At 60.3% G+C, this 24381-nt stretch carries 27 protein-coding genes; 20 read left to right on the forward strand and 7 right to left on the reverse strand.

What is annotated here, in order from left to right; translation table 11 throughout:
- Positions 1-7 precede the first annotated feature (7 nt).
- Both C7964_RS08290 and C7964_RS08295 read left to right on the forward strand, forming a co-directional pair.
- Positions 8-1045 carry an ABC transporter ATP-binding protein gene (locus tag C7964_RS08290; protein WP_110279186.1) on the forward strand — a complete coding sequence of 346 codons (1038 nt, stop codon included), beginning with the start codon at positions 8-10 and terminating at the stop codon, positions 1043-1045.
- On the forward strand, positions 1042-2043 hold the full coding sequence (locus C7964_RS08295; protein ID WP_110279187.1) for an endonuclease/exonuclease/phosphatase family protein: 1002 nt from the start codon (positions 1042-1044) through the stop codon (positions 2041-2043). The genes C7964_RS08290 and C7964_RS08295 overlap by 4 nt, the downstream gene beginning before the upstream one ends.
- Positions 2044-2073: 30 nt before the next feature.
- Here C7964_RS08295 and C7964_RS08300 read toward each other — a convergent pair whose 3' ends face one another.
- A complete protein-coding gene (locus C7964_RS08300) occupies positions 2074-2538 on the reverse strand; it encodes a DUF3237 domain-containing protein (RefSeq protein ID WP_110279188.1) in 465 nt (154 codons plus the stop codon).
- Positions 2539-2629: 91 nt separating this feature from the next.
- Between C7964_RS08300 and C7964_RS08305 the strand changes: the two genes are divergently transcribed.
- The 3 genes from C7964_RS08305 to C7964_RS08315 are packed head-to-tail and all read left to right on the forward strand — an operon-like array spanning position 2630 to position 5678.
- Positions 2630-3112: a MarR family winged helix-turn-helix transcriptional regulator gene (locus C7964_RS08305; RefSeq protein WP_110279189.1), complete on the forward strand. Its 483-nt coding sequence runs from the start codon at positions 2630-2632 to the stop codon at positions 3110-3112.
- Positions 3112-3879, forward strand: a complete 768-nt coding sequence (locus C7964_RS08310; protein ID WP_110279190.1) for an SDR family NAD(P)-dependent oxidoreductase — start codon at positions 3112-3114, stop codon at positions 3877-3879. The genes C7964_RS08305 and C7964_RS08310 overlap by 1 nt, the downstream gene beginning before the upstream one ends.
- 14 nt (positions 3880-3893) lie before the next feature.
- Positions 3894-5678 carry a feruloyl-CoA synthase gene (locus C7964_RS08315; RefSeq protein ID WP_110279191.1) on the forward strand — a complete coding sequence of 595 codons (1785 nt, stop codon included), beginning with the start codon at positions 3894-3896 and terminating at the stop codon, positions 5676-5678.
- Here C7964_RS08315 and C7964_RS08320 read toward each other — a convergent pair.
- The 4 genes from C7964_RS08320 to C7964_RS08335 all read right to left on the reverse strand — a co-directional run bounded on the left by C7964_RS08320 (position 5675) and on the right by C7964_RS08335 (position 9504).
- Positions 5675-7003, reverse strand: coding sequence for a TRAP transporter large permease (locus C7964_RS08320; RefSeq protein WP_110279192.1), 1329 nt, complete (start codon positions 7001-7003; stop codon positions 5675-5677). The two genes, C7964_RS08315 and C7964_RS08320, sit on opposite strands and share 4 nt — an antisense overlap.
- Positions 7000-7530 (reverse strand): TRAP transporter small permease, encoded by a 531-nt coding sequence (locus tag C7964_RS08325; RefSeq protein ID WP_286163846.1) that lies wholly within the window; start codon positions 7528-7530, stop codon positions 7000-7002. Before C7964_RS08325 ends, C7964_RS08320 begins: the two co-directional genes overlap by 4 nt.
- Before the next feature lie 66 nt (positions 7531-7596).
- A complete protein-coding gene (dctP, locus tag C7964_RS08330) occupies positions 7597-8646 on the reverse strand; it encodes a TRAP transporter substrate-binding protein DctP (RefSeq protein WP_110279193.1) in 1050 nt (349 codons plus the stop codon).
- A 72-nt stretch (positions 8647-8718) separates the two neighbouring features.
- A complete protein-coding gene (locus tag C7964_RS08335) occupies positions 8719-9504 on the reverse strand; it encodes a crotonase/enoyl-CoA hydratase family protein (RefSeq protein ID WP_110279194.1) in 786 nt (261 codons plus the stop codon).
- Between the two features lie 97 nt (positions 9505-9601).
- Between C7964_RS08335 and C7964_RS08340 the strand changes: the two genes are divergently transcribed.
- The 4 genes from C7964_RS08340 to C7964_RS08355 are packed head-to-tail and all read left to right on the forward strand — an operon-like array spanning position 9602 to position 14531.
- Positions 9602-10489: an amidohydrolase family protein gene (locus tag C7964_RS08340; protein WP_110279459.1), complete on the forward strand. Its 888-nt coding sequence runs from the start codon at positions 9602-9604 to the stop codon at positions 10487-10489.
- A gap of 26 nt (positions 10490-10515) precedes the next feature.
- Positions 10516-11694, forward strand: a complete 1179-nt coding sequence (locus C7964_RS08345) for a cytochrome P450 (RefSeq protein WP_110279195.1) — start codon at positions 10516-10518, stop codon at positions 11692-11694.
- A gap of 8 nt (positions 11695-11702) precedes the next feature.
- On the forward strand, positions 11703-13229 hold the full coding sequence (locus C7964_RS08350) for an acyl-CoA dehydrogenase family protein (RefSeq protein ID WP_110279196.1): 1527 nt from the start codon (positions 11703-11705) through the stop codon (positions 13227-13229).
- A gap of 12 nt (positions 13230-13241) precedes the next feature.
- On the forward strand, positions 13242-14531 hold the full coding sequence (locus C7964_RS08355) for a flavin-dependent oxidoreductase (protein WP_110279197.1): 1290 nt from the start codon (positions 13242-13244) through the stop codon (positions 14529-14531).
- Here C7964_RS08355 and pcaQ read toward each other — a convergent pair.
- On the reverse strand, positions 14500-15402 hold the full coding sequence (pcaQ, locus tag C7964_RS08360; RefSeq protein ID WP_110279198.1) for a pca operon transcription factor PcaQ: 903 nt from the start codon (positions 15400-15402) through the stop codon (positions 14500-14502). The two genes, C7964_RS08355 and pcaQ, sit on opposite strands and share 32 nt — an antisense overlap.
- 93 nt (positions 15403-15495) lie before the next feature.
- Here pcaQ and pobA point away from each other — a divergent pair, with 93 nt between their 5' ends.
- From pobA to C7964_RS08410, 11 genes are all read left to right on the forward strand, one after another.
- Complete coding sequence (gene pobA / locus C7964_RS08365) at positions 15496-16665, forward strand: 4-hydroxybenzoate 3-monooxygenase (protein ID WP_110279460.1); 1170 nt, start codon at positions 15496-15498, stop codon at positions 16663-16665.
- Positions 16666-16707: 42 nt separating this feature from the next.
- Complete coding sequence (gene pcaC / locus C7964_RS08370; RefSeq protein ID WP_110279199.1) at positions 16708-17091, forward strand: 4-carboxymuconolactone decarboxylase; 384 nt, start codon at positions 16708-16710, stop codon at positions 17089-17091.
- Positions 17088-17807 carry a protocatechuate 3,4-dioxygenase subunit beta gene (gene pcaH, locus C7964_RS08375; RefSeq protein ID WP_110279200.1) on the forward strand — a complete coding sequence of 240 codons (720 nt, stop codon included), beginning with the start codon at positions 17088-17090 and terminating at the stop codon, positions 17805-17807. Before pcaC ends, pcaH begins: the two co-directional genes overlap by 4 nt.
- Position 17808: 1 nt before the next feature.
- Positions 17809-18405 (forward strand): protocatechuate 3,4-dioxygenase subunit alpha, encoded by a 597-nt coding sequence (gene pcaG / locus C7964_RS08380; RefSeq protein WP_110279201.1) that lies wholly within the window; start codon positions 17809-17811, stop codon positions 18403-18405.
- 6 nt (positions 18406-18411) lie between these two features.
- Complete coding sequence (locus tag C7964_RS08385) at positions 18412-19248, forward strand: 3-oxoadipate:acetyl-CoA acetyltransferase (protein ID WP_110279202.1); 837 nt, start codon at positions 18412-18414, stop codon at positions 19246-19248.
- Positions 19249-19270: 22 nt separating this feature from the next.
- Entirely contained in the window at positions 19271-20050 is a 780-nt protein-coding gene (pcaD, locus tag C7964_RS08390; protein ID WP_110279203.1) for a 3-oxoadipate enol-lactonase, read from the forward strand.
- Positions 20047-21096, forward strand: a complete 1050-nt coding sequence (locus C7964_RS08395; RefSeq protein ID WP_110279204.1) for a 3-carboxy-cis,cis-muconate cycloisomerase — start codon at positions 20047-20049, stop codon at positions 21094-21096. Before pcaD ends, C7964_RS08395 begins: the two co-directional genes overlap by 4 nt.
- A gap of 115 nt (positions 21097-21211) precedes the next feature.
- Positions 21212-21502 carry a hypothetical protein gene (locus C7964_RS20205; RefSeq protein ID WP_286163847.1) on the forward strand — a complete coding sequence of 97 codons (291 nt, stop codon included), beginning with the start codon at positions 21212-21214 and terminating at the stop codon, positions 21500-21502.
- Entirely contained in the window at positions 21451-21822 is a 372-nt protein-coding gene (locus C7964_RS20210) for a ferric reductase-like transmembrane domain-containing protein (RefSeq protein WP_286163877.1), read from the forward strand. Before C7964_RS20205 ends, C7964_RS20210 begins: the two co-directional genes overlap by 52 nt.
- Positions 21823-21907: 85 nt before the next feature.
- Positions 21908-22777, forward strand: coding sequence for an MBL fold metallo-hydrolase (locus tag C7964_RS08405; RefSeq protein ID WP_110279205.1), 870 nt, complete (start codon positions 21908-21910; stop codon positions 22775-22777).
- 218 nt (positions 22778-22995) lie between these two features.
- Positions 22996-23292, forward strand: a complete 297-nt coding sequence (locus C7964_RS08410) for a hypothetical protein (protein ID WP_146214839.1) — start codon at positions 22996-22998, stop codon at positions 23290-23292.
- On the opposite strand, the gene C7964_RS08415 is transcribed toward C7964_RS08410, so the two are convergent.
- On the reverse strand, positions 23289-24377 hold the full coding sequence (locus C7964_RS08415; RefSeq protein ID WP_110279207.1) for a Gfo/Idh/MocA family protein: 1089 nt from the start codon (positions 24375-24377) through the stop codon (positions 23289-23291). The genes C7964_RS08410 and C7964_RS08415 overlap by 4 nt on opposite strands.
- Positions 24378-24381 lie beyond the last annotated feature (4 nt).

Consider the following 24381-nt stretch of genomic DNA (forward strand, 5'->3'; position numbering starts at 1 on the left):
AAAATACATGGCACAGGTGCAACTCAACAATATCGGCAAGACCTACCCCAACGGGTTCGAGGCGCTACACCCCACCAGCTTTGAGATCGCCGAGGGCGAATTCACGGTCCTTGTCGGCCCGTCGGGCTGCGGCAAGTCCACGCTCTTGCGCATGGTGGCAGGACTCGAGGACATCACATCGGGTGAATTGCAGATTGCGGGACGCGTGGTGAACAACGTCGAACCCGCAGAACGCGACATCGCCATGGTGTTCCAGAACTACGCCCTTTATCCACATATGACGGTACGCAAGAATATCGGTTACGGCCTGAAAAACCGCGGTACCTCCAAGCAGGCAATCGCGCAGAAAGTCGATGAGGCGGCAGCATTGCTGAACCTTGGCGACTACCTTGATCGCAAGCCAAGCCAATTGTCGGGCGGCCAGCGCCAGCGCGTGGCCATGGGCCGCGCCATTGTGCGCGATCCGGCCCTGTTTCTCTTTGATGAACCGCTGTCGAACCTTGACGCCAAGCTGCGCAATCAAATGCGGATCGAGATCAAGGCCTTGCAGCGCCGCCTTGGTGTCACGTCGATCTATGTCACCCACGATCAGGTCGAGGCGATGACGATGGCAGACCGGATCATCGTCATGAACGCAGGCCGGATCGAACAGATCGGCACACCCTCCGAGGTCTATCACAACCCCGCATCCACCTTTGTGGCCGCGTTCATGGGGGCACCACCGATGAACCTGTTTCCGGCAAAGGTGACGGACGGTCAGGTCATGCTGGGCGACCAGCCGCTCTGTGCCGCACCGGCACAGGGTGCAGTAACGGCAGGCATCCGGCCCGAAGACTTTACCCTTGATGCAACCGGCCCGCTGTCGATGGACGTACAGATCATCGAAGAGCTTGGCGCGCACCGGCTGCTGCACGGCACGCTTGGCGCGCATTCCGTGACGGTGCATGTCAGCAACGACATCTCAGCGGCAACCGGCCTGCAGCGCCTGTCGGTCAGGCCTGATGCTGTCTGCCTTTTCAACGCTACCGACGGCAAGCGCCTATGACCCCCACAGTGGATACGCTGCAGATCGTCAGCGCCGCGGATCGCAGCCGGATCATGGCCGCACCGCGCACCTCTGCGGCGCATCGCGCGCTTCTGGCAAGTCTGCCGGGGCTGAACGCGGTGCAGCAGGGCGGGACGGCAGGCGCGCAACAGCTTCCCGGCGTTTTTCCAATCGTTGCATGGAACCTCGAACGCTGCCTCTTTCCGCAAGACAGCGCCGCCCATCTGTCCGGCATTGCTCCGCAAATCGTTCTGCTGTCCGAGATGGACCACGGCATGGCCCGTACCAAGCAGCGCCATACCACAGCCGACATGGCGCAGGCGCTTGGGATGACCTACGCCTTCGGGGTGGAGTTCTATGAGATGGATCTTGGTGGTCCGACCGAGCAAGCGTTTTGCGATGATGATTTCAACGCGTGCGGCTGGCACGGCAACGCAATTCTCAGCGCTGTCCCTTTTGAGAGGGTAACAATGATCCGCCTTGACGATCACGGCCATTGGTTCACCCCCGACGCGGGCGGTGATGCGGGCCAGCCACGTGTAGGTGGGCGCAATGCGATTGCAGCGGTCGTTCCGACAATCAACGGCCCGTTATGCGTTGTCTCGACCCACCTTGAAAGCAACGCGGATGGCGCGCACCGCGCCAAACAGTTCGACCTGCTGATGGCAAAAGTCGATGCTTTTGCCCCCGGTCTGCCGGTTGTGATCGGCGGTGACCTGAACACGGGCAACCACATGCCGCCCGACTTTGACTGGCGCGATGAAGCCCTCTTTGCCAATGCCGAGGCGCGAGGCTACGACTGGTCCTTCACGGCCGACGGGATGACGACCCGCCCCAGTCTGATCACGCTGCACCCGGCACGCCAGATGAAGCTCGACTGGATCTGCGGGCGTGGGGTGAGTTGCCTGTCAAAGGGTGTGCTGGCGTCGCTCGATCCAAGCGGGCGCCCGCTCTCGGACCATGACGCAGTCCATGCGCGGATCGCGCTTACGACCTGATCGCGCCCGTCTGATCCGGCGTGCAACCGCCTACATCAGCGCGTAAAGCCGCATCAGCACGCTTTGCTCTTTGCGCGCGCCAACGCCGACAAAGAGCGTGCGGTTCACCCAGCCGTAGCGGCTATCGCCGGTTTCCAGCCTTGCATGGGTCCGCATGTAATAGCTGTCGGGCGCGACGTCCTCGCCGCGCGCAATAGCGGCGATCACCTCTTGCGGGCCATGACGAAACCCGTAGTTCACGATCTCGATCGTAGCACCGTCATGGGTTTCCAGCGCATAGCGTGTGTCCAGTTCCGCCAGACCGTCGGCAAAGATGGTCTGCCAATCTGCCCCGACGTTCAGAATCCGGCCCTTCAGTTGCGGGCCGTCCATCGTACCGCCCACAATCGGAATGATCCGGCGCGCGCCAGCACGGCCCTGCCCCATCGCGCGGATCGGGTCCAGCTGCACCGTCAGATCAGTGACCCAGACAAGCTTTGGTTCGGGCAAGTTCATCACAGTCATCCTTTCTGCGGCACGCGTGCAAAACTGTTTACCTACTTAACAATATACGCTATGTCTGTCGAGAGACTTAGGGAGGCACATCATGGCACCTCGCGCGGCTGCGAAACAGATAAAGACCGACACGACACGCGTCGTCTCGGATCTCGAGACGTTGATTGGCTACAACATGAAACGGGCCTATGTGGCAATCCAGAAAGACTTTCGCGCAGCACTTGGCGAGGGTGGGCTTTCGCCACGCACTTTCTCGGCGCTGTCACTGGTCGTCGCCCACCCCAATATCAGCCAAAGCAGCCTCGCAAGGATGCTCGGGATCGAACGCTCCGGCCTCGTTGCCATCATTGACGAACTTGAACGCCGCAACTTTCTGACGCGCAGCGTTGTGCCTGATGATCGCCGTATACAGGCGCTGGTTGCCACGTCGGATGGTCAGCTGGCCTATCACGACACTCTGGCAACGGTTCAGGCACATGAAGATCGCCTTCTGGCCGATCTCTCCGCTTCGGACAAAGAAACGCTGATGCAGCTTTTGAAAAAAATCCGCCTCACAGATAAGGAGGGCCTGTAATGCAGGACTGGTCGGGACATGGCGCAATCGTCACAGGTGCGGCCTCGGGGCTGGGGGCCGCAACCGCTGAAAGGCTTGCAGCCAGCGGGCTGAAGGTCACGATCTTTGATATGAATGCGACCGCGGGGCAAGCACAGGCCGACAAGGTCGGCGGCACATTTGCCGCCGTCGATGTTTCAAACCCCCAATCTGTCGCAGACGGGATTGCCAAGGCCGAGGCCACCCATGGCCCGATCCGCGTTCTGGTCAATTGCGCAGGCATCGCCGCCGCCGCCAAAACCGTGTCGCGCGGCGAAGCCCACGATCCGGATATGTTCGACCGCGTGATCCGCGTGAACCTGATCGGCAGCTTCAATTGCGCCAGTCAGGCGGCCGCGCGTATGGTGGCCGCCGACCCGATTGATGCGGACGGCGCGCGCGGTGTGATCATCAACACCGCCTCGGTCGCGGCCTATGACGGGCAGATCGGGCAGTTGGCCTACTCTGCCAGTAAAGGCGGCATCGTGGGCATGACCCTGCCCATGGCCCGCGATCTGGCCGACAAGGGCATCCGCGTTTGCACCATCGCACCGGGGCTTTTCCTCACGCCGCTCCTGCGCGAACTACCCGAAGAAGTGCAGGCCTCGCTTGGCGCACAGGTGCCCTTCCCGTCCCGTCTGGGCGATCCCGCCGAATATGGCGAACTGGTCGATCACATCACCCGCAACCCGATGCTCAACGGTGAGGTCATCCGTCTGGATGGCGCAATCCGTATGGCGCCACGCTAGAGAGACCCAAGGCCATGACGGCACAGACCTCTGCCTCCGCCGATTTCTGGAACCCCGCCTTCGACTACGAACGCCGCGACGACGGCACGGTCATCATCCGGCAGCAAGGCGACCTGCCGGATCACCCCCAATTGCTGGCCGACTATCTCGACAAATGGGCCGAAGAAACCCCGAATACCACCTGGATTGCGCGCCGCGCGGATGGCGGCGACTGGCGGCATATCACCTATGCCCAAGGGCGCGTGATGGCCAAAGCGATTGGCGCGGGCCTGCTGGCCATGGGCCTCGGACCAGACCGCCCCTTGTTGGTGCTCTCTGAGAACAGCCTTGAACATGCACTTCTTGGCATGGCCTGCGCTTACGTAGGTGTGCCCTATGCGCCGCTCTCTCCCGCCTATGCGCTGGTCTCGACCGATCACGCCAAACTGCGCAATATCGCCGCGCTGCTTAATCCCGGCGCACTTTTCGCCGACGATGGGGGGCAATTCGCCAAGGCATTAGAAGCGATCAGCGCGCCAGACCGCAAGGTGATCAATCTGCGCAACCTTGTGGATGGGGCCGTCAGCTTCGATAGCCTGCTTGCGACAGACCCCGCGCCCGCCGAGGCCGCCCGCACCAATCTGACCCACGATACGGTGGTCAAATATCTCTTCACCTCAGGGTCCACCGGATCACCCAAGGCGGTGATCAACACCAACCGCATGATCTGTGCCATGCAGGCCGTCGTGCGCGATTGCTACCGCTTCCTGACCAAAGAACCGCCCGTCGTTCTGGACTGGGGCCCATGGAACCACACCGCGGCGGGCAACAAGGTGTTCTATCTGGTGATGACAAATGGCGGCAGCTATTACATCGACGATGGCCGACCTGTGCCGGGCAAGTTTGACGAAACCCTGCGCAACCTGCGCGAAATCTCCTGCACGTGGTACTTCAACGTGCCCATGGGCTACGACATGCTGGTCGACCAGCTTGAGGCGGACCCTGCCCTCGCGCAGACCTTCTTTGGCAAGCTTGGCATGATGTTCTATGCCGGAGCGGGCATGGCCCAGCGCACATGGGACCGTTTGCGCGCCGCCGGGCGTGCGACCACCGGCCATGAAGTATTGCTGGCCACAGGGCTTGGTGCGACCGAGACTGCACCCTTCGCGCTGGCCTGCACCGAACCGCAGGAAAAATCCGGCAATGTCGGTGTCATCTCGCGGGGGCTGGCGCTGAAACTTGTGCCCAATGGCGGCAAGCTCGAGGCGCGCATCAAAGGCCCCACGATCTTTCCGGGCTACTATGGCGACCCCGAACAGACCGCCAAAGCATTTGACGAAGAAGGCTACTATTGTATGGGCGACGCCCTGCGCCCTGCTGACCCCGATGATTTCTCGAAAGGGTTTTTCTTTGACGGGCGGATCGCGGAAAACTTCAAACTCTCCACCGGCACATGGGTGGCCGTCGGTGCCGTGCGCGCCGGATTGGTCGATGCGATGGACGGGCTAATCCGTGACGCCGTGATCACCGGCGAGGATGAGGCCCAACTTGGCGCGATGGTGCTTTTGTCACCCGCCGCCGCACAGATGGATGCGATCGCGCTGCGCGCCGCCTTGGCCGAGAAACTGGCCGCGGCAGCAAAGGCCGCGACAGGGTCCGCCAGCCGCGTGCGGCGGATCATCGTGCTGACGGAACAACCCAGTTTCGACAAAGGCGAAGTGACCGAAAAAGGCTCGCTCAACCAGCGCGCCCTGCGCAGCAACCGCGCAGAGACACTCGCCCGTCTTTACAGCGATGATCCTGCGGTCATCGCTGTCTAAAAGCTGTCGATAAACCAGACGAGCCAGAGGGTAATCGCCGGAAACGCGGTCAGGATAACCACGCGGATCAGGTCGGTGATTACGAATGGCAACGCGCCTTTATAGGTTTCCTTGATCGGCGTGTCCTTGGCCATCCCGTTGATAATGAACAGGTTCAGACCCACTGGCGGCGTGATGAGCCCGACCTCGACCACGATCAGCACCAGAATGCCGAACCACAGCCCGAAATCCTGCGGCGACATGCCAAAATCCAGCACGATCATAATCGGATAGATAATCGGCACCGTCAAAAGCACCATCGACAGACTGTCCATCACACAGCCGAAAATCAGATACATGAACAGGACCACGGCCAAAACGACCCAAGGCGAAAGCCCCGCATCACCCACCCAGGCCGCAGCGACCTGTGGCAATTGGCTCAGTGCCAGAAAGCTGTTGTAGAACCCCGCACCCAGAATGATCAGATAGATCATCGCCGAGGCGCTTGCGGTCGCAAGGATCGCCTGGCCCAGTTTCGCCCACGTCATCTGCCCCGAAAGAATACTGATCAGCCCCGTGCCCGCGGCCCCCACTGCGGCAGCTTCCGTCGGTGTAAAGACACCGATATAGATACCGCCTACGACGACCACAAAGATCGTCAGGACGGGCCAGACCTTGCCCAGCGCGACCAGACGCTCGGACCACGGCACGCGGTCCTTGACCATCGCGGAATTGGGAGACACACGCATCCAGACCGAAATCGCGATGATATAACCGAGTGCCGCCAAGATGCCCGGCACCAGAGCGGCCACGAACAGCTTTTCGATATTTTGCTCGGCCAGAATGGCGTAGATCACGAGGATCACCGACGGCGGGATCAGGATCCCCAACGTTCCCCCTGCTGCCAAAGCGCCCGTCGCCAATGATCCGGGGTATCCATAGCGCTTCAACTCGGGCAGTGCCACCTGCCCCATCGTGGCGGCGGTTGCCAGAGAGCTGCCGCAAATCGCACCAAAGCCGGCACAGGCACCGATCGCCGACATCGCCACACCGCCGCGGCGGTGGCCAAGGAAACTTTCGGCTGCACGGAAAAGCGAGGCCGACATGCCCGACAGGGTGGCAAACTGGCCCATCAGCAAAAACAGCGGAATAATCGAATACGAATAGTTCGAGAACGTGCCATAGGTCACATTCTTGAACGCATTCAGCACCGGCAGCGAGGTGCCGTAAATCAGATAGGATCCGCAGACGCCGACAGCCATCATCGACAAGGCAATCGGAACCCGCAAAAACACCAAAAGCAAAAGGGCCGGAAACGACCAAAGGGCCAGCGCAAGATCGCTCATGACTGGGGCTCCATTTGGGCGTTTTTCCAGATCAGGCCGCGAGCGGACCGGATCACACAAAATGCGGCAACAAGCACAAAACCAACAGCCCCCACCAGACAGGCGGCATAGCCGATCCAGACAGGAATTTGGGCAATCAGGGTGGTTTCGCCATAGCGCTGTTTATCCAGCAGGCCCAACCAAAGCCGATGGGCAACCAGCGTCGCCAGAACCAGCATGCCCACATCAATCAAAACATTCAGAGACCGGTTCATGATATCGGGCAATGTCGATTTGAACAGATCAACAGCCGCATGGGAGTTCATGTACTGACACCACGGCAAAAAGGCAAAAATCGCGGCGCCAACGGCAATCTCGGTATAGTCATAGATTCCACGGATCGGGCCACAGCAGACACCGGCTGAAAACAACGCGCGCCCCGCAATTGACACGACCGTCAGGACCACGATCGCCACAAGCAACGCACCGCCCGCAAGCGCCAGAAGGCGTGCCACAACACCAGCCATTCGTGAAAGCATCACATACATTGCACCCTCCCAAGCGCAGCAAAAATCCGGGCGTCTTCGCAGGCGCCCGGATCAATAGCGAAACTGCTAGCCCGCAAGCATCGCTGTTTTCTCGTCGATCAGCTGTTTCGCGCGGTCAATCAGCGCCTGACCATCAATGCCCTTGGCATCCATTTCGGCAACCCATCTGTCGATGACCGGCTGTGCGGCTTCTTTCCAGCGCGCCACCTCGGCTTCATCCAGCGTGATGATGTTGTTGCCCGCATTTACCGCAATGTCGCGCCCCGGTGCATCGTAATCAAACATCACTTGCGAGAAGGCCTGCGCCATCGCCGCACCGCTTTCGGCATCGAGGATTTCACGCAGATCATCTGGCAGCGCTTCATAAGCGGACTTGTTCATCACCATGATGATCGTCGCGGTATAGAGCGCCTCTGGTCCGCCGAATTCGGTGTGGTTGCTGACAAGTTCCGTCAAACGGATCGACGGCGTCACTTCCCATGGAATGACCGTGCCGTTGATGACACCTTTGGACAGCGCCTCGGGGATTGCGGGCAGCGGCATACCGACAGGTTCGGCACCCAGCTCGGACAACAGATCATTGATGATACGGGTCGGACCGCGCAGGGTTTTGCCTGCCATATCCTCAAGCCGTGTAATCGGCTCTTCCGAGTGGATCAGGCCCGGTCCGTGGACCCAACCGGCCAGCACTTTGAAGTCGCCGTATTCGCTTTCGGCAAAGTCTTCTTCGATCATCTGCTGGAATGCCAACGAGGTGGCGATCGAATCCTTCATGATGAAAGGCAATTCGAACACCTCGGTCCGCGGGAATCGTCCGGGGGTGTAGCCCACAACAGACATCGCGATATCGACAACACCGTCACGCGCCTGATCAAGCAGCTCCGGCGGACGCCCGCCTAGGGCCATCGCATCAAAGTGCTGGATGCGCAAACGCCCGCCCGAGGCCGCCTCAAGACGCTCACCCCAAGGTTTGAACGCAGCGGCAGGCAGCGGTGCGACAGGCGGCAGGAACTGGTGGAACCGCAAGGTCGCATCCTGTGCAAAGGCCAGATTGGGGCCAACACCAGCGGCAAGCGCACTGGCAGCAGTGGTTTTCAGAAAGTCTCTTCTTTTCATGGTATCTCCTCCCAAAGATTTTGAGTTAGTGCGTCGTGCGTTTTTCACACTGCGCGTTGATCCAGCCTCTTGTCACCTGAATTTTGGCTCCCGCTTCTCAAGAAAGGCGCGCAGCCCTTCTTTTGCGCCATCAGATGACTGAGACATTGCTGCCGCAAGGCTCTCGGTAAAGAGCCCGTCACTCCGCGACATATCCCCGATGCGCGAAATCGCATTGATCATCAGGTAATTTGAAAACGGCGCGTTATCCGCAATCCGGCGCGCCAGCTTCTGTGCAAGGGCCAGACCCTCGCCTTCTTCAACGGCATAATGGGCCAGCCCCAACGCCAGTCCATCCTCGGCCCCGTAACTGCGGCCCGTCAACATCATCTCGCGCATTCGGTCAGCACCCAGAATCCGGCCAACCCGGACAGTCGCCCCGCCACCCACAAAGATGCCGCGTCGTCCTTCGGGCAGTTGAAACCGCACCGATGGCTCAGCAACCCGCACGTGAGTCGATGTCGCAATTTCAAGCCCGCCACCAATGACCGCACCGGTCAGAACCGAGATGACAGGCAGCCCGCCGAACTCGATCAACTCGGACACACGGTGCCAGTTGCGTGAATGGAAAACGCCGGGGATCGGTTTGCGGCATTCATGTTCGGCCAGATCAAGACCGGAACAGAAATGCCCGCCCTCACCCCGTAAAATAACGGCATTCACGCCCTCTGGCGGGTTGGAGAAGAAAGCGTCGAGCGCATCGACAAGCGCGTCGTTCATTGCATTGCGCTTGTCAGGACGGTTGAAAACGATGGTCGCAATATCGCCGTCCACGTCAACGCGTGTGACAGAGGTATCCAGCTCCGAAGACCGCATCATTCTCTCCATAAAAAACTCAATTCTGAAAACTGTTGTATAGGTTAACAGTTTTGCTGTATATCTTTTTTTGCACGGACTGGTCATGCGGGAGGATTACATGGTCGATTTCGCCTCGGTGAAAGCAATTGATTTTCACACCCACGCAGAAGAACCCTGCTGTGACCATCGCGATGACGGGTACAATGAATTTCAGGCTGGCATGGCTGCCTATTTCAAAAATCCCGCCGGTGCGCAGGGCATGTTGCCCACCGTACAGGACACCGCCAACTACTACCGCGAACGCAATATCGCCGCCGTGATCTTTCCGGTCGATGCAGAACGCGAAACCGGATTCCGGCGGTATTCGAACGAAGAAGTCGCGAAAATCTGCGCCGAGAACGACGACATCCTTATCCCTTTTGCCTCGGTTGATCCGCACAAGGGCAAGGCCGGCGCGCGCGAAGTGCGCCGTCTGGTGCGCGATTTCGGTGTGCGCGGTTTCAAATTCCACCCCACCATGCAGGGGTTCTTTCCCAACGACCGCGACACCGCCTATGCCGTGCTTGAAGCATGCGCCGAAGAAGGGGCGATCACGCTTTTCCACACCGGCCAGACCGGTGTCGGTTCGGGGATGCGCGGCGGCATGGGGATGCGGCTGAAGTATTCCAATCCGATGCACCTTGATGATGTGGCGGTCGATTTCCCCGACATGCCCATCGTGCTGGCCCACCCGTCTTTCCCATGGACCGAAGAAGGCCTCGCCGTCGCCCAGCACAAGCCCAATGTCTATTATGACATGTCCGGCTGGTCGCCCAAATACTTTCCCGAAACCTTCATCCGCTATGCCAATTCGATCCTGAAAAAGAAGATGCTGTTCGGCTCCGACTGGCCCGCGATCACACCGGACCGCTGGTTGGCAGATTTCGAAAACGCGCCCTTCAAAGACGAGGTCCGCCCCCTGATCCTGAAGGAAAACGCCCTGCGCATTTTGGGTGAAAGCGTTTAAGCCCCCACACCGGAAAGGTTGCGACAATGACCAAACAAGCACCTCTGGACGATACGATCACGCTGGAACAGTTGGACCGCGATCCGTTTCCGATCTACCGCCGCCTGCGCGCCGAGGCCCCCGTCTTGCGCGTCAAATCCGCTGGCCGCACCCTTCTGACCAAAGCTGCCGATACCAAATACGTCAAAGACAACCCCGAGATCTTCAGCTCTGACGACCCCAACACCCCCATGAAACGCGCCTTCCGCGCCCATACCCTGATGCGCAAGGACGGCGAAGAACACCGCCGCGAACGCATGGCCATGGCCCCCGCCTTTGCGGCACGGGTCATCCAGAACGACTGGATGCCCCGCTATGAGGAAATCGCACGTGATTATGTTGGCCGCCTGCCGCGCGGCGAGGTGGTTGACCTCTTTTCGATCCTGTCGGGTGCCTACGCCGCGCGCGGCCTTGCGATCCTGCTGGGGATGGAAGAGGCCAGCGACGAAGACATGCTCGAATGGTCGCAAGCGCTGATCGAAGGGGCGGGCAACTTTGGCTGGCGCGACGCGCCTTTTGCGCGCAGCGACCGCGCCAATGACGCGATTGATGCGTTGCTCGACAGCATTCAGGACCGCCACCGCGCCGCACCCAACAACTCGGCCTTTTCGGTCATGCTGAACGCCGACGATCCGATCGCGATGTCGCAAATCTACGCCAACATCAAAATCGCCATCGGCGGCGGGATCAACGAACCGCGCGATGCGCTCAACACCATCCTTTACGGCCTTCTGACCAACCCCGACCAGTTGGAAGAGGTCAAGCGCAAAGACGATTGGGACAAAGCCTTTGAAGAAGGCGTGCGCTGGGTTGCACCGATCTCGGCCTCATCAAGGCTCGTCACCGAGGACACAGAAATCCGCGGCTACCATATCCCCAAGGGTGATACGGTCATGACCATTCAGGCCAGCGCCAACCGCGATGAAGAGCTGTTCGACAACGGCGAGGAATTTCAGGTCTATCGCGACAAGAACCCCCATCAGTCCTTTGGAAACGGCCCGCATTTCTGCCAGGGCACCCATGTGGCACGCCGCGCGGTTGGCAAGGTGATGCTGCCGATCCTGTTTGACCGTTTTCCTAACATGGAAATCCCCGACACCGACGCCGTCATCTGGCGCGGCTTTGGCTTCCGCGGGCCCGTGCAAATCCCTGTGTTGCTGAAATAACGTCGCTCATGACAGCCTTCAAAGCTCCCACCGAAGACATCCTCTTTTCGCTCAACCATGTCGCACAGGCCAACAGGCTTGATGACTGGGACGCCGAGCTTGCAGGTGATATTCTTGGTCATTTCGCAGGCTTTGCCGAAGGCGTCATCGCCCCGCTCAACGCCATCGGCGACCAGCAGCATGCACAGCTGCTCAATGGCCGCGTGCGGATGCCCGAAGGCTTTGGCGCAGCCTATGCACAGCTTGCGGGCGATGGCTGGCAAGGCCTGACAGCGCCCGAACGGTTTGGCGGCATGGCAGCCTCGCCACTGATCGCGGCGGCAGTATCCGAGGTGTTTTCCGGCGCCAACCACGCGCTGCAAATGGTCTGCAATCTGGTCCCCGGCGCGATTACGACACTGCTGAAATACGGCAGCCCCGCCCAGCAGGACCACTGGATTCCCAAACTCGCCTCGGGCGATACACTCTCCACCATGTGTCTGACCGAAGCACAGGCGGGGTCTGATCTGTCCGCCATCCGCTGCCGCGCGGAAAACACGGGCGATGGCTGGAAAATCACCGGCGAAAAGATCTTCATCTCTGGCGGCGATCAGGACATGTCCGCAGATATCCTGCATCTGGTGCTGGCGCGCAGCGGGGCTGCGGATTCGGGGATGAAGGGCCTTTCGCTATACCTTTGCCCCGCACAGGCACAGGTCAGCGTCACTCGGATCGAAGACAAAATGGGGCTGCACGCCTCGCCCACCTGCCAGATGCGCTTTGACGGCGCAGGGGCAGAACTGATCGGCGCGGAAGGCCAAGGGCTTGCAGCGATGTTCACCCTGATGAACCACGCCCGCATTGATGTGGCGCTGCAAGGGGTCGCCCACGCCAGCCGCGCCGCCGAGATCGCCGCCGCCTATGCCGCCGAGCGCACACAAGGCCGTCAGGCAGATGGCGCGCCCGCACAACTGCATCACCATGCCGATGTGCAGCGGATGCTGGACGAACAACGCAGGCTCGCCATCGGCGCGCGGGCCATGTGCCATATCGCGCTGGTGGCGCTTGCACGCAACGACCGTCCTGCCCTGGGCGATTTCCTGACCCCGCTGTGCAAGGTTTTCGGCTCCGAGGCAGGTATCCGCGCCGCCGATCTCGGGATCCAGATCTTGGGCGGCTATGGATACCTGACCGAATACGGGCTTGACCAGATCTGGCGTGACGCCCGCATCTGCGCGATCTACGAAGGCGCAAACGGTATCCACGAACGCAGCATTGCCACACGCGGCCTGCGCCCGGGGGGCGGCGCAGATGAATTCGCGGACCTGATTGCCGAACTCGCAAACGGATCAGAGGCGGTACTGACCCGTCTTGACGCTTGGCAAGGCTGGCGCGCAGAGATGACCCGCGCCGCCGATCCCCTTCCTCAGGCCCACGCTTTCGCGCAGGAGACAGCGCAATTGTTCTGCGCAGCCTCTTGGACGCAGATCGCCCATGTGGCACACCATCACCATGCCCCCCAAGACCTGCTGCGCCTTGCGCAAACAGCACGCTAGAAGGATCACCCCATGACCAACCCAGACGTCATTATCGCAGGCGGCGGCATCGGCGGGCTGACCATGGCGCTGACGCTGCACCAGATCGGGGTGTCCTGCCGCGTGATCGAGGCCGCACCTGTCATGCAGCCTTTGGGTGTGGGCATCAACATTCAACCCAACGCCGTGCGGGAGCTTTTTGATTTGGGCATCACGCCCACCGATCTGGATACCGTCGGCGTGCCCGCACGCGAATGGGCCTTGGTGGGGCTGAACGGCAAGGAGGTCTACGCCGAACCCCGTGGCACCGAGGCCGGATACAAATGGCCGCAATACGCGGCCCATCGCGGTGAATTCCACATGCTGCTTTACCGCAAGGTCGTGGAGCGTCTGGGGGCCGATGCCGTGATCCTCGGCGCGCGGGTCACAGGCTATCGCACGACGGAAAACGGCGTGGTCGCAGAACTTTACGATGCCGACGGCACGACACGCGACCTTAAAGCTAAGCTGCTTATCGGGGCCGACGGCATCCATTCGGCCATCCGTGCCCAGATGCACCCTGACCAACCGCCCATCCATTGGGGCGGTGCCGTCATGTGGCGCGGCACGATCCGTGCCAAGCCGATGCGCACGAACTCATCCTTTATCGGACTGGGCACGCATGAACACCGCATGGTGATCTACCCGATCTCGGCCCCTGCCGCAGATGGCACAGCCCTGATCAACTGGATTGCCGAAGTGACGCGTGACAACGCGGGCGGCTGGCAGGAACAGGGCTGGTTCCGCCCGGTCGACGTTGACAGTTTCGCGCATCACTTCGATCAATTCCGCTATGACTGGCTTGATGTACCCGCCATGCTGGCGCGCACCGACAATGCCTATGAAAACCCCATGATCGACCGCGATCCGGTCCCGACATGGGTCGATGGACCCGTCGGCCTGATGGGTGACGCGGCCCACGCGATGTATCCCACAGGGTCCAACGGAGCGAGCCAGGCCATCGTGGACGCCCGCGTGATCGGTGCACAAATGCTGGTACATGGCGTGACCCCTGCGGCACTTGCAGCCTATGACGCGCAGCTTTGCGCACCTGTTTCTGCCTTGATCCTGCGCAACCGCGGCGCAGGGCCGTTCGGCCTGCTCAATCTGCTGGATGACCGCTGTGGCGGTGTGTTCGACAATATCGACGACGTGATCCCCGCGGCCGAGCGCGCGGCCTTTATGGCCGATTACAAAGCCGCCGCCGGCTTTGCCATCGACCGGCTGAATGCAGCGCCGCCGACGATTGCGCCTACGCCGGCACCGCACGTACCAGCGCACTGATGAACGCGCGTGCAGCGACCGAACGCACCTCTTCGGCGCGCGACATCACGCCCACGGCCCCTGTCGTGGCCGATGTATCCAGATCAAGCGCGACCAACCGCCCCTCGGCCAGATCATCGGCCACGACACCATAGCTGATCACCCAGACGGTGTTCGGATCAGCCAGCGTGGCGGCCCGCCCGAAGGCCGAAGACGCCGATTCAATACGCTCACGGAACAGTGGCACACCCTGTGAAATCAACAGCCGCGCCACAAGCGACCGGATGGCGGAGTTCTGGGGCGGATAAAGGACACGGAACGCATCCAGTTCCGCAAATTGGCGCACCGTCACGGCAGGGCTATCGGGATGGGCTACCACCACCACGCGTTCGGTATAAAGCTGCAAGAACTCCAACCCCGTCATCGTCTCGGGCCGCCCCAACCGCCCCACGACCAGATCAAGCCCCCCGCTGCGCAACCGCGTCGTCAGGTCCTGATGCGGACCTTCATGCAGCTCGACCAAAGTGTCGGGACTACGCGCGCAGAAATCCGTCACGGCTTGCGGCAGCAAATGTGACGCCACACTGGGCAACGCGCCCACCCGCAGTTTTCCTGCCGACAATCCCGTCGCCCGCACGCTCCGCAACCCGTGCCGCAAGGCCGAGGTGCTTTGCTCGGCAAATTGCAGGAATGTGTCACCCTCTGCCGTCAGCTTCACGCCCGCACGGCTGCGTTCAAGCAATACAACGCCAATGATCTCTTCAAGTTCTTTGAGGGCCTTTGAGATAGCAGGCTGCGTCAGATGCAACTGCTCGGCCGCAACCTTCAGACTGCCCGCCCGTGCAATCGCGCTGAACGCATTCAGATGTCGAAACTTGATCCTGTGATCCATTTACTTCCCCAAAATAGCAACTAAATGACGCGAATAATCAATTTTCATCACCGTTTCAATATGCCATTCCCTTTTGCAGGAGGCATCTCGAACATGAAAACGCAAGTTGCGATCATCGGTGGCGGGCCATCGGGCCTTTTGTTGTCCCAATTGCTGCACAGACGTGGCATCGAAAGCGTCGTCTTGGAACGCAAGACGCGCGACTATGTGCTGGGACGCATCCGTGCGGGCGTGCTGGAACAAGGCTTGGTCAAGTTGATGGAAGAAGCAGGCTGTGCCGACCGGCTCCATGCCGAAGGCATCCTGCATGACGGCACGCTGATCTCATATGGCGACGAGATGTTCCGCGTTGACTTTACCGAACACACAGGCACGCCGGTCATCGTCTACGGCCAGACAGAAGTGACGCGGGACCTCTATGACGCGCGCGAAAAAGCAGGCGGGCAGATCGAGTTTAATGTCGAGGATGTGGTGATCCATGGCGCCGACACCGACACCCCATTCGTCACCTACAACGTGCATGGCGAAGAGCGACGCCTTGAATGCGATTTCATCGCTGGCTGTGACGGTTTTCACGGGGTCAGCCGCCAGACAATTCCGCTGGACGTGCGGCGCGAATATGAAAAGGTCTACCCCTTCGGCTGGCTTGGGATTCTGTCGGAAACCCCGCCGGTGAACCATGAACTGATCTACGCCAACTCACCGCGCGGTTTTGCGCTGTGTTCGATGCGCAATGAAAACCTCAGCCGCTATTACATCCAGTGCTCGCTCAGCGACAAACCCGAGGACTGGACGGACGCGGCCTTCTGGGAGGAACTCAAGCGCCGTATCCCTGCCGATCAGGCGGCAAATCTGGTGACAGGCCCGTCCATTGAGAAATCCATCGCGCCCCTGCGGTCCTTCGTGACCGAACCGATGCGCTGGGGGCGCTTGTTCCTTTGCGGTGATGCGGCCCATATCGTGCCGCCCACGGGGGCCAAGGGCCTGAACACAGCGGCCTCTGATGTCCATTACCTCTATAACGGCCTGACCGAATTCTACGCCAACGGCAGCACTGACGGCATCGACAGCTTTTCGCAAAAGGCCCTCGCCCGCGTCTGGAAGGCCGAGCGCTTTAGTTGGTGGTTCTCGTCCCTGATGCACCGCTACCCTGATCAATCCGAATTCGATCTGAAAATGCAGGTCGCCGATCTCGAATTCCTGCGGTCCAACAAAGCCGCGCAAAAGGCGATGGCGGAAAACTATGTTGGCTTGCCGTATTGATTTACGCGCGCGTCTGACATTCACTCACGACGGAGGATCACAATGACAGACCGGTTTGACACAGGCATGGCGACACGGCGTGCCGTTCTGGGTGACGCGCATGTGGATAAGGCAGAAGCCGCCAAGACCGACTTTGATCTACCGTTCCAGACGCTGATCACCGAAGCCGCCTGGGGCACGGTCTGGGCGTCGGATGGGATCACGCAGCGTGAACGGTCGATGATCACACTGGCGCTGCTGGCTGCGACCAAGAACTTTGAGGAAATCCCGATGCATATCCGCGCCACAGCGCGCACCGGCGCAAGCAAACAGGACGTGATCGAGGCCTTTCAGCATGTCGCGATCTACGCGGGTGTGCCTGCGGCCAATCACGCGATCAAGCTTGCCAAACAAACCTATGCCGAAATGGAAGGGGATCAGACATGACATCACCGCTTTACCAACGCGACCGCGAATGGCACCCCCCTGCACTGGCACCGGATTACAAGACCAGCCTCGGCCGGTCCCCGAAAAACGCGCTTTTGTCGCTCGAGGGCTCGCCCAGCGAACTCACAGGCCCGACCTTCGGCCATAACGATATCGACGCCATCGACAATGACCTGTTGCGCAACTACGCCAAATCCGGTGACCCCATCGGCGAACGGATTATCCTGCATGGCCGTGTTCTGGATGAAAACGGGCGTCCAGTGCCCAACACGCTTGTAGAAATCTGGCAAGCCAATGCAGGCGGGCGCTACCGGCACAAGAAAGACAGCTACCTTGCCGCGATTGACCCCAATTTCGGCGGCTGCGGCCGGACCCTCACAGACGAGAACGGCTACTATACCTTCCGCACCGTAAAACCGGGCGCTTACCCGTGGCGCAACTGGATCAACAGCTGGCGTCCGGCACATATCCATTTCTCGGTTTTCGGCACGGCCTTTGCCCAGCGCCTCATCACCCAGATGTACTTCGAAGGCGACCCGCTGATCGCGAAATGCCCGATCGTGAAATCCATCCCCGACCAGCGCGCGGTGGACCAACTTGTCGCAGCCCTCGACCTGAACGCCACGATCCCGCTCGACAGTATCGCCTATAAGTTCGACATCATCCTGCGCGGCCAGCGTTCGACCTTCTTTGAAAACCGTCCGGAGGGAAATTGATATGACCCAATCACTCAACTACCTCAAAGAAACCGCCTCGCAGACGGCAGGCCCCTACGTGCATATCGGCCTCGCCCCCGGTGATGCGGGGTTTGACATCTACGCACAGGAACTGGGCCGCGATATCGCCGGACCCAACGCCAAGGGCCAACGGATCACCGTCACAGGCATGGTGACGGACGGTACAGGTGCCCCCGTCAAGGACGTGCTGATCGAGATCTGGCAGGCCAATGCCGCAGGCATCTATGCCGGTGCGGGCGATGTCGAAGAGGGCTTTCGCGGCTGGGGCCGTGTGATCCCCGATTTTGACACCGGCAAATTCACCTTTGAAACCGTCAAGCCCGGCCCCGTTGCGGGCACAGAAGGGCGCATGGCGGCACCGCACCTGAACCTCTGGCTGGTCGCGCGCGGCATCAATGTGGGCCTGAACACGCGGATGTATTTTGACGATGAGACCGCCAACGCCAGCGATCCGGTGCTGAACCTGATCGAACAGGCGCACCGCCGCGACACGTTGATCGCCAAGGGCGAGGCAAACACCTATGAATTCAACATCAGCCTGCAAGGCGAGAATGAAACCGTCTTTCTGGATGTGTAACCGACCATGACAAACCCCTGTATTATCTGCGTGGCCATCACCGGCTCTGTCCCGACACAAGCCGACAATCCGGCAGTGCCTGTAACGATCGCCGAACAGATCGAAAGCACCCATGCCGCCTTCGAGGCCGGTGCCACCATCGCCCATTGTCATGTCCGTGATGACGCGGGCAAACCCACCTCTGATCCAGAACGCTTTGCGCGACTGAAAGAGGGCATCGAGGCACATTGCCCCGGCATGATCGTGCAGCTGTCTACGGGCGGGCGCTCAGGCGCGGGGCGCGAACGTGGCGGCATGCTGCCCTTGGCCCCCGACATGGCGTCGCTTTCGGTAGGCTCCAACAATTTCCCGACACGGGTTTATGAAAACAGCCCCGATCTGGTGGACTGGCTGGCTTCGGAAATGCTGGCCTATAACGTCAAACCCGAAATCGAGGCCTTTGACCTCAGCCATATTGTCCAGGCCACCCGCATGGCCAGTGACGGGCGGCTGAAAAGCCCGCTCTACGTGCAATTCGTGATGGGCGTCAAAAACGCGATGCCTGCGGATGAACCGATCTTTGACTTCTACATCGAGACGCTGAAACGGCTCGCCCCCGACGCGCAGTGGTGCGCTGCTGGCATTGGTCCTGCGCAACTGACGGTCAACGAATGGGCTATATCAAAGGGTGGGCATACCCGTACCGGCCTTGAAGACAACATCCGCCTTGATCGCAACACGCTGGCCCCGTCGAATTCGGCTTTGGTGCAGCGCGCGGTAGACCTGTGCGAAAAATACGAACGCCCCGTCGCCACATGGCAAGAGGCGCGCGCGATCCTCGGCCTGCAAAAGAGCGCTGCATGATCAGCCCGCAGGACTGCGTCCAATGATGTTTGCAACACTCAACGAGGCCACCCTGCACTACCGCTTCCGCGCGGGCCAGGGGCGTGCTGTGGTCTTTCTCGACTCGCTCGGCACGGATTTCCGTATCTGGGACGCGGTGATTGCCCAATTGCCCGCAAAGACGCCCGTGCTGTGCATCGACAAACGCGGCCACGGTCTCAGCGATGGCAATGATATCACCATGCCAAATCTGGTCGGTGATGTGGCCGCACTGATGGATCACACAGGTCTGACCTCTGCCCTTATATGCGGCGTCTCCGTCGGTGGCCTGATTGCGCAGGGTTTGGCAACAACACGGCCCGACCTCGTTTCGGGGCTGGTCCTGTGCTGTACCGGCGCAAAGATCGGCGATGCCGACATGTGGAACACGCGGATTGCCGCGGTCCAGACCGACGGAATCGGCGCGATGGCACCTGCCATCCTAGAACGGTGGTTCAGTGCGCAGTTCAGGGCCGAACAGCCCACCGCCCTTGCGATTTACCGCAACATGCTGACCCGCACCCCCGCCGACGGCTATGCCGCCGTCTGCGCCGCCCTGCGCGACACGGATTCAACTGCGGCCACCCGAACCATCACCGTACCCACCCACTGCATCGCAGGCAGCGCGGATCTTTCCACGCCACCTGACCTTGTGCGTGCCCTTAGCGCGCTGATCCAAGGTGCAACCTTTGAGGTGATCGCGGACTGCGGCCACCTGCCCTGTATCGAGGCCCCCAAAACGGTGGCCCAAGCGATCAATGCGGTGCATAAGAGGATCCAATGACAGGGTTCACGCATCATCCATGGCTGAATGGGCTGCTCGGCGACAGCGAAACCGCCGCGATCTGGGGTCCGGCGCAGCAGATGCAGCATATGCTGGCATGCGAGGCGGCCTTTACCCGCGCCATGGGGCACACAGGCCGGATCAGCGCAGAACAGGCCGCAAAAGTCGCCGCGCTGATTTCCGATTTCAAACCCGATCTTGATGCGATCAACAGCGCCACGATGCGCGACGGCGTGCCCGTCCCTGAACTGGTGGCGCAACTCAAACGCGCAGCGGGTCCGGATGCCGGTGCGGTCCATACAGGCAGCACATCGCAGGATGTGATCGACACAGCGCTGGCACTGACGCTCAAGGCCTTTAACGATCTGCTTAGCAACAGGCTCACGTCCTTGGCCGCTGACTTTGACGCGCTCTCGGACCAGTTTCGCGACCGCACCATCATGGGGCGCACCCGCATGCAGGCGGCCCTGCCCATCGCCTTTTCGGAACGGCTCGCCACGTGGTCGCAACCTATGGCGCGGCACGCGCTGCGGCTCTCCCGCCTGCGCCCCGAGATCGAGGTGCTCAGCCTTGGCGGGGCCGTCGGAGATCGGGCAGCTCTCGGCGACCATGGCGATGCCATCGCGGCGGCCATGGCGACAGACCTTGGCCTGCAAAATCCGCCCAAGGCGCCCCATGCGATGCGCGACCATATCGCCGATTATGCCAACCTCTTGTCCCTGATCACCGGAAGCCTCGGCAAGATGGGGCAGGATATTTGTCTGATGGCACAACAGGGTATCGAAGAGATCGGCTTGGAAGGCGGCGGCGCATCTTCTGCCATGCCGCATAAACAGAACCCCGTGCTAGCCGAACTGCTGGTCACCAACGCGCGGTTCAACGCGACACAGCTTGCCGGGATGCACCACGCGCTGATCCATGAACAGGAACGCTCTGGCGCGGCATGGGTGCTGGAGTGGATGATCCTGCCGCAAATGGCCGAAGTCACGGCGCGCAGCCTGTCGGTTGCGCATGATCTGGCAACGCGGATCACGCGGATCGGATGAGGCCACCAAGAGCCTGACCAAGTTTGAAAAGTTGATTTTTCGGACTTTCCCGCGACGGAAAGCCAGCGCCCTTGCGTGTAATCCCCAGCGAATACGACATTTCAAGGATGAGATTATGCGCAAAACCCTTTCTGCCCTGCACCCCTATTGGCTCTGGGCGCTCTTTGCCCTGCCTGCCGTGCTGATGAGCTATGAGGCCCTCACCTCGGATGATCCCCGGGTCTTTCACATTCTGGTCCATCCCACGGGCGAGTTTTCCGCCCGCTTTCTGATCGTCACCCTGATGGCCACACCGCTGGCAATGCTCTTGAAGGGTGGCGCGGGCCGCAGTGGCTCAAAAAGAACCGCCGCTATCTGGGTGTTGCTGCCTTCGGTTACGCGCTCTTGCACACCGTGTTCTACCTGATCGACAAAGGATCGCTTGCGACCGTAACAGGCGAACTCTCGCGGCTCTACATCTGGACAGGCTGGATCGCGTTTATCGTCATTATTCCCCTTGCCCTGACGTCGATGGATTACTTCGTGCGCAAGATGGGCACATGGTGGAAATGGCTGCAACGCTGGACATATGCCGCCGCCGTGCTGACCCTGATCCACTGGGCAGCCCTGCACGACTGGGGCGGCATTGCGCCGGCGATGACCCACTTCGGCCCGCTGATCGCACTTGAGGCCTACCGCGTCTGGTATTGGTACCTGCGCCCCGGCAGGCGCACCGTAGCCGCCTGAAAGAATTGCAGACACCGTGCGCGGCGGTGCTTGCTTCACGGCGCCTGCCCTCCATAATGGATCAAGGGATCGAAAAGGAGCCAGCATGTCCGAAAACTACGTCGCGCTTTTGGGCACCAAAGGCGGCCCTGCCATCCGGCCTGGGTCCTCCATGCCGACGGCCAACCTCTTTTGCATCAACGGGCAACGCATGGTCGTGGATTGCGGATTGGGCGTGACCAAAGGGCTGGTCGATCAAGGGATGCAACTCAAGGACATCTCGCTGATCTTCATCAGCCATCTGCACTCCGATCATTACCTTGAACTCGGCCCGCTCATCCACACCGCATGGACCGCAGGCTTGAAAACGCAGCTCGATATCTACGGGCCGGTCGGGATCAAAACCTATTGGGACAGCTTTCTGGCCTCGATGAAAGCCGACATCGACCTGCGGATCGCCGACGAAGGCCGCCCTGACCTACGCGCGCTGGTGCAGTTACACGACATAGAGGCAGGCCACGTCATAGAACATGGCGGCGTGACAGTCACAGCGATGCGCACAGTCCATCCGCCTTTGATTGATTGCTTTGCCTTCTCTTTCAAATCCGCCCACACCCATGTGGTCTTTTCAGGCGACACCGCACCCATCGCAGCACTTGAGGATTTCGCGCGCGGCGCAGACCTTCTGATCCATGAAGCGATGCTGGAACAGGCGCTTCCGGCACTGACCGAACGTGTCGGCAACGGCTCGGAAAAACTGATGGAACACCTGCTCCGCTCCCACAGCCCCGCCGATGCAGCCGCGAGAACAGCCGCAAATGCCGGCGTCAAGCGGCTGGCCTTGTCCCATCTGCTGCCCTCGGATGACCCCGCCTACGGCGTTGAAGACTGGCACAAGGCTGTGGCCGGTCATTTCGACGGGACGTTGTTTGTCGGATCTGACGGGCTCAGGATCGACCTGCCCGATCATGGCTAGACTGCAGCGGTCCTTGGCTGCGACTCACCTGTACGGCTGATCACCGAAAAACACCCCTAGACCCAATAAAATATGGCGTTTCAATGCCCAATTGCGGCAGCAATCAGGCCGTTTCTCGTGCAAAAAATGATGCGGCTGTCCTTTAGGTAAGGGAATGATATTTTTGGGCATTATTTCATTGACGCGGTCAGTGCGGGTTCAATAGGTGGACCTTGTTGATGTGTAAAAAAATTAGAAAATTGGCGAGTAAAATGTTGAAATCAGTAAACGGTATCATTGGTACGATGATGTTGGGTGCCATCGCACTCATCTCCCCTTCAGGCGTCAGTGCAGAACAGATCTCACTGACGTTGAAGGAGCAAAACTTCACAGTTGTCGGACAGTATGTGGGCTTCGCCGAAGGTGCCTATATCATCATGACAGAAAACGGCGAAATGCGCGTTCCTGCGGCGATGGTCTCATGTGAAGGGGCCGCCTGTGAGGCAGCCACCTCCAACATGATTGCGGACAGCTAGAGCGTCACCGCCTGTCCCGTCCGCGCGCTCTCCTGCGCGGCCATCCCGATCGCAACTGCCCTTGCCCCGTCGGCAAGGGTGACTTCGACGTCACCTTCACCGCGCACGACCGCATTGAAACGCTGATGCTGATAGAAGGTCGATCCGTTGTGATCGCCCGCTTCCAGCAAAGTGGGGTCAACCGGAATTTCCGACACATAAGGGCCCTTGGGCGCACGCGGGCTGATGATCATCTGCGGCACCGGCGGCGCGCCCAGCAGTTGCGGCCAGAACCGCCCCGGCCCCGGCACCAGCGCCTCGATCTTGCCTTTCGGCCCCACGGCGCTGATCTCTTCCTGATACTTGGACCCTTCGGCGAACATGCACAATTCCAGCATGGCGCGCGCGCCCTTGGCGAAATCCAGGATCACATAGCCGTTGTCCCAGATATCCGGCGCCTGACCATCGTAGCGCTCATCAATATGGTTCAGCGACTGCCCCGCACTCGCCATCACACGCACCGGTTCATCCTGCAAAATCAGCCGCATCAGGTCAAAGAAGTGACAGCACTTTTCCACCAAGGTCCCACCGGTCTTGGCATTAAAGCGGTTCCAGTCACCGATCTTGGGCAGGAACGGAAAGCGGTGTTCGCGGATCGTCAGCATCTTGATGCCGCCTGTCGCCTGTTCGGCCTGTGCAATCAGGGCCGCGACTGGAGGCATATAGCGGTATTCCATCGCCACCCAGACAGGGTGCGGGTAATCCTTGAACAGCGCCTCCAACACGGGCGCATCGGCGGGGTCAGTGTAAAGCGGCTTTTCACACAGGATCGGCAGCGGGCGGGTCGCCACGATCTGCTGGAGTTGCTGGACATGCAGGTAATTGGGGCTGACGATCACCACCGCATCCAGATTCTCAAAGGCCAAAAGCTCTTCAATCGACCCCGCAACATGGGCGTTTTCCGCCAAGATCGCGGCTGATTCTGCGAGCTCCGCCACCGGATCATAAACCACCGACACGCGGCCTTGTGGCAGCAGATTGATATTCAAGATATGTTCGCGGCCCATCATGCCGCAGCCAATCAGGCCGTAGTTTACCGTATCCACGTTG

This window comes from Loktanella sp. PT4BL (assembly GCF_003201935.1).
GTDB lineage: Bacteria > Pseudomonadota > Alphaproteobacteria > Rhodobacterales > Rhodobacteraceae > Yoonia.

Bases quoted from the DNA above. Each gene is read 5' to 3' on its own strand.
- C7964_RS08290 (WP_110279186.1), top strand. From the start codon at position 8: ATGGCACAGGTGCAACTCAACAATATCGGCAAGACCTACCCCAACGGG.
- C7964_RS08295 (WP_110279187.1), top strand. From the start codon at position 1,042: ATGACCCCCACAGTGGATACGCTGCAGATCGTCAGCGCCGCGGATCGC.
- C7964_RS08300 (WP_110279188.1), bottom strand. From the start codon at position 2,538: ATGAACTTGCCCGAACCAAAGCTTGTCTGGGTCACTGATCTGACGGTG.
- C7964_RS08305 (WP_110279189.1), top strand. From the start codon at position 2,630: ATGGCACCTCGCGCGGCTGCGAAACAGATAAAGACCGACACGACACGC.
- C7964_RS08310 (WP_110279190.1), top strand. From the start codon at position 3,112: ATGCAGGACTGGTCGGGACATGGCGCAATCGTCACAGGTGCGGCCTCG.
- C7964_RS08315 (WP_110279191.1), top strand. From the start codon at position 3,894: ATGACGGCACAGACCTCTGCCTCCGCCGATTTCTGGAACCCCGCCTTC.
- C7964_RS08320 (WP_110279192.1), bottom strand. From the start codon at position 7,003: ATGAGCGATCTTGCGCTGGCCCTTTGGTCGTTTCCGGCCCTTTTGCTT.
- C7964_RS08325 (WP_286163846.1), bottom strand. From the start codon at position 7,530: ATGTATGTGATGCTTTCACGAATGGCTGGTGTTGTGGCACGCCTTCTG.
- dctP (WP_110279193.1), bottom strand. From the start codon at position 8,646: ATGAAAAGAAGAGACTTTCTGAAAACCACTGCTGCCAGTGCGCTTGCC.
- C7964_RS08335 (WP_110279194.1), bottom strand. From the start codon at position 9,504: ATGATGCGGTCTTCGGAGCTGGATACCTCTGTCACACGCGTTGACGTG.
- C7964_RS08340 (WP_110279459.1), top strand. From the start codon at position 9,602: ATGGTCGATTTCGCCTCGGTGAAAGCAATTGATTTTCACACCCACGCA.
- C7964_RS08345 (WP_110279195.1), top strand. From the start codon at position 10,516: ATGACCAAACAAGCACCTCTGGACGATACGATCACGCTGGAACAGTTG.
- C7964_RS08350 (WP_110279196.1), top strand. From the start codon at position 11,703: ATGACAGCCTTCAAAGCTCCCACCGAAGACATCCTCTTTTCGCTCAAC.
- C7964_RS08355 (WP_110279197.1), top strand. From the start codon at position 13,242: ATGACCAACCCAGACGTCATTATCGCAGGCGGCGGCATCGGCGGGCTG.
- pcaQ (WP_110279198.1), bottom strand. From the start codon at position 15,402: ATGGATCACAGGATCAAGTTTCGACATCTGAATGCGTTCAGCGCGATT.
- pobA (WP_110279460.1), top strand. From the start codon at position 15,496: ATGAAAACGCAAGTTGCGATCATCGGTGGCGGGCCATCGGGCCTTTTG.
- pcaC (WP_110279199.1), top strand. From the start codon at position 16,708: ATGACAGACCGGTTTGACACAGGCATGGCGACACGGCGTGCCGTTCTG.
- pcaH (WP_110279200.1), top strand. From the start codon at position 17,088: ATGACATCACCGCTTTACCAACGCGACCGCGAATGGCACCCCCCTGCA.
- pcaG (WP_110279201.1), top strand. From the start codon at position 17,809: ATGACCCAATCACTCAACTACCTCAAAGAAACCGCCTCGCAGACGGCA.
- C7964_RS08385 (WP_110279202.1), top strand. From the start codon at position 18,412: ATGACAAACCCCTGTATTATCTGCGTGGCCATCACCGGCTCTGTCCCG.
- pcaD (WP_110279203.1), top strand. From the start codon at position 19,271: ATGATGTTTGCAACACTCAACGAGGCCACCCTGCACTACCGCTTCCGC.
- C7964_RS08395 (WP_110279204.1), top strand. From the start codon at position 20,047: ATGACAGGGTTCACGCATCATCCATGGCTGAATGGGCTGCTCGGCGAC.
- C7964_RS20205 (WP_286163847.1), top strand. From the start codon at position 21,212: ATGCGCAAAACCCTTTCTGCCCTGCACCCCTATTGGCTCTGGGCGCTC.
- C7964_RS08405 (WP_110279205.1), top strand. From the start codon at position 21,908: ATGTCCGAAAACTACGTCGCGCTTTTGGGCACCAAAGGCGGCCCTGCC.
- C7964_RS08410 (WP_146214839.1), top strand. From the start codon at position 22,996: ATGTGTAAAAAAATTAGAAAATTGGCGAGTAAAATGTTGAAATCAGTA.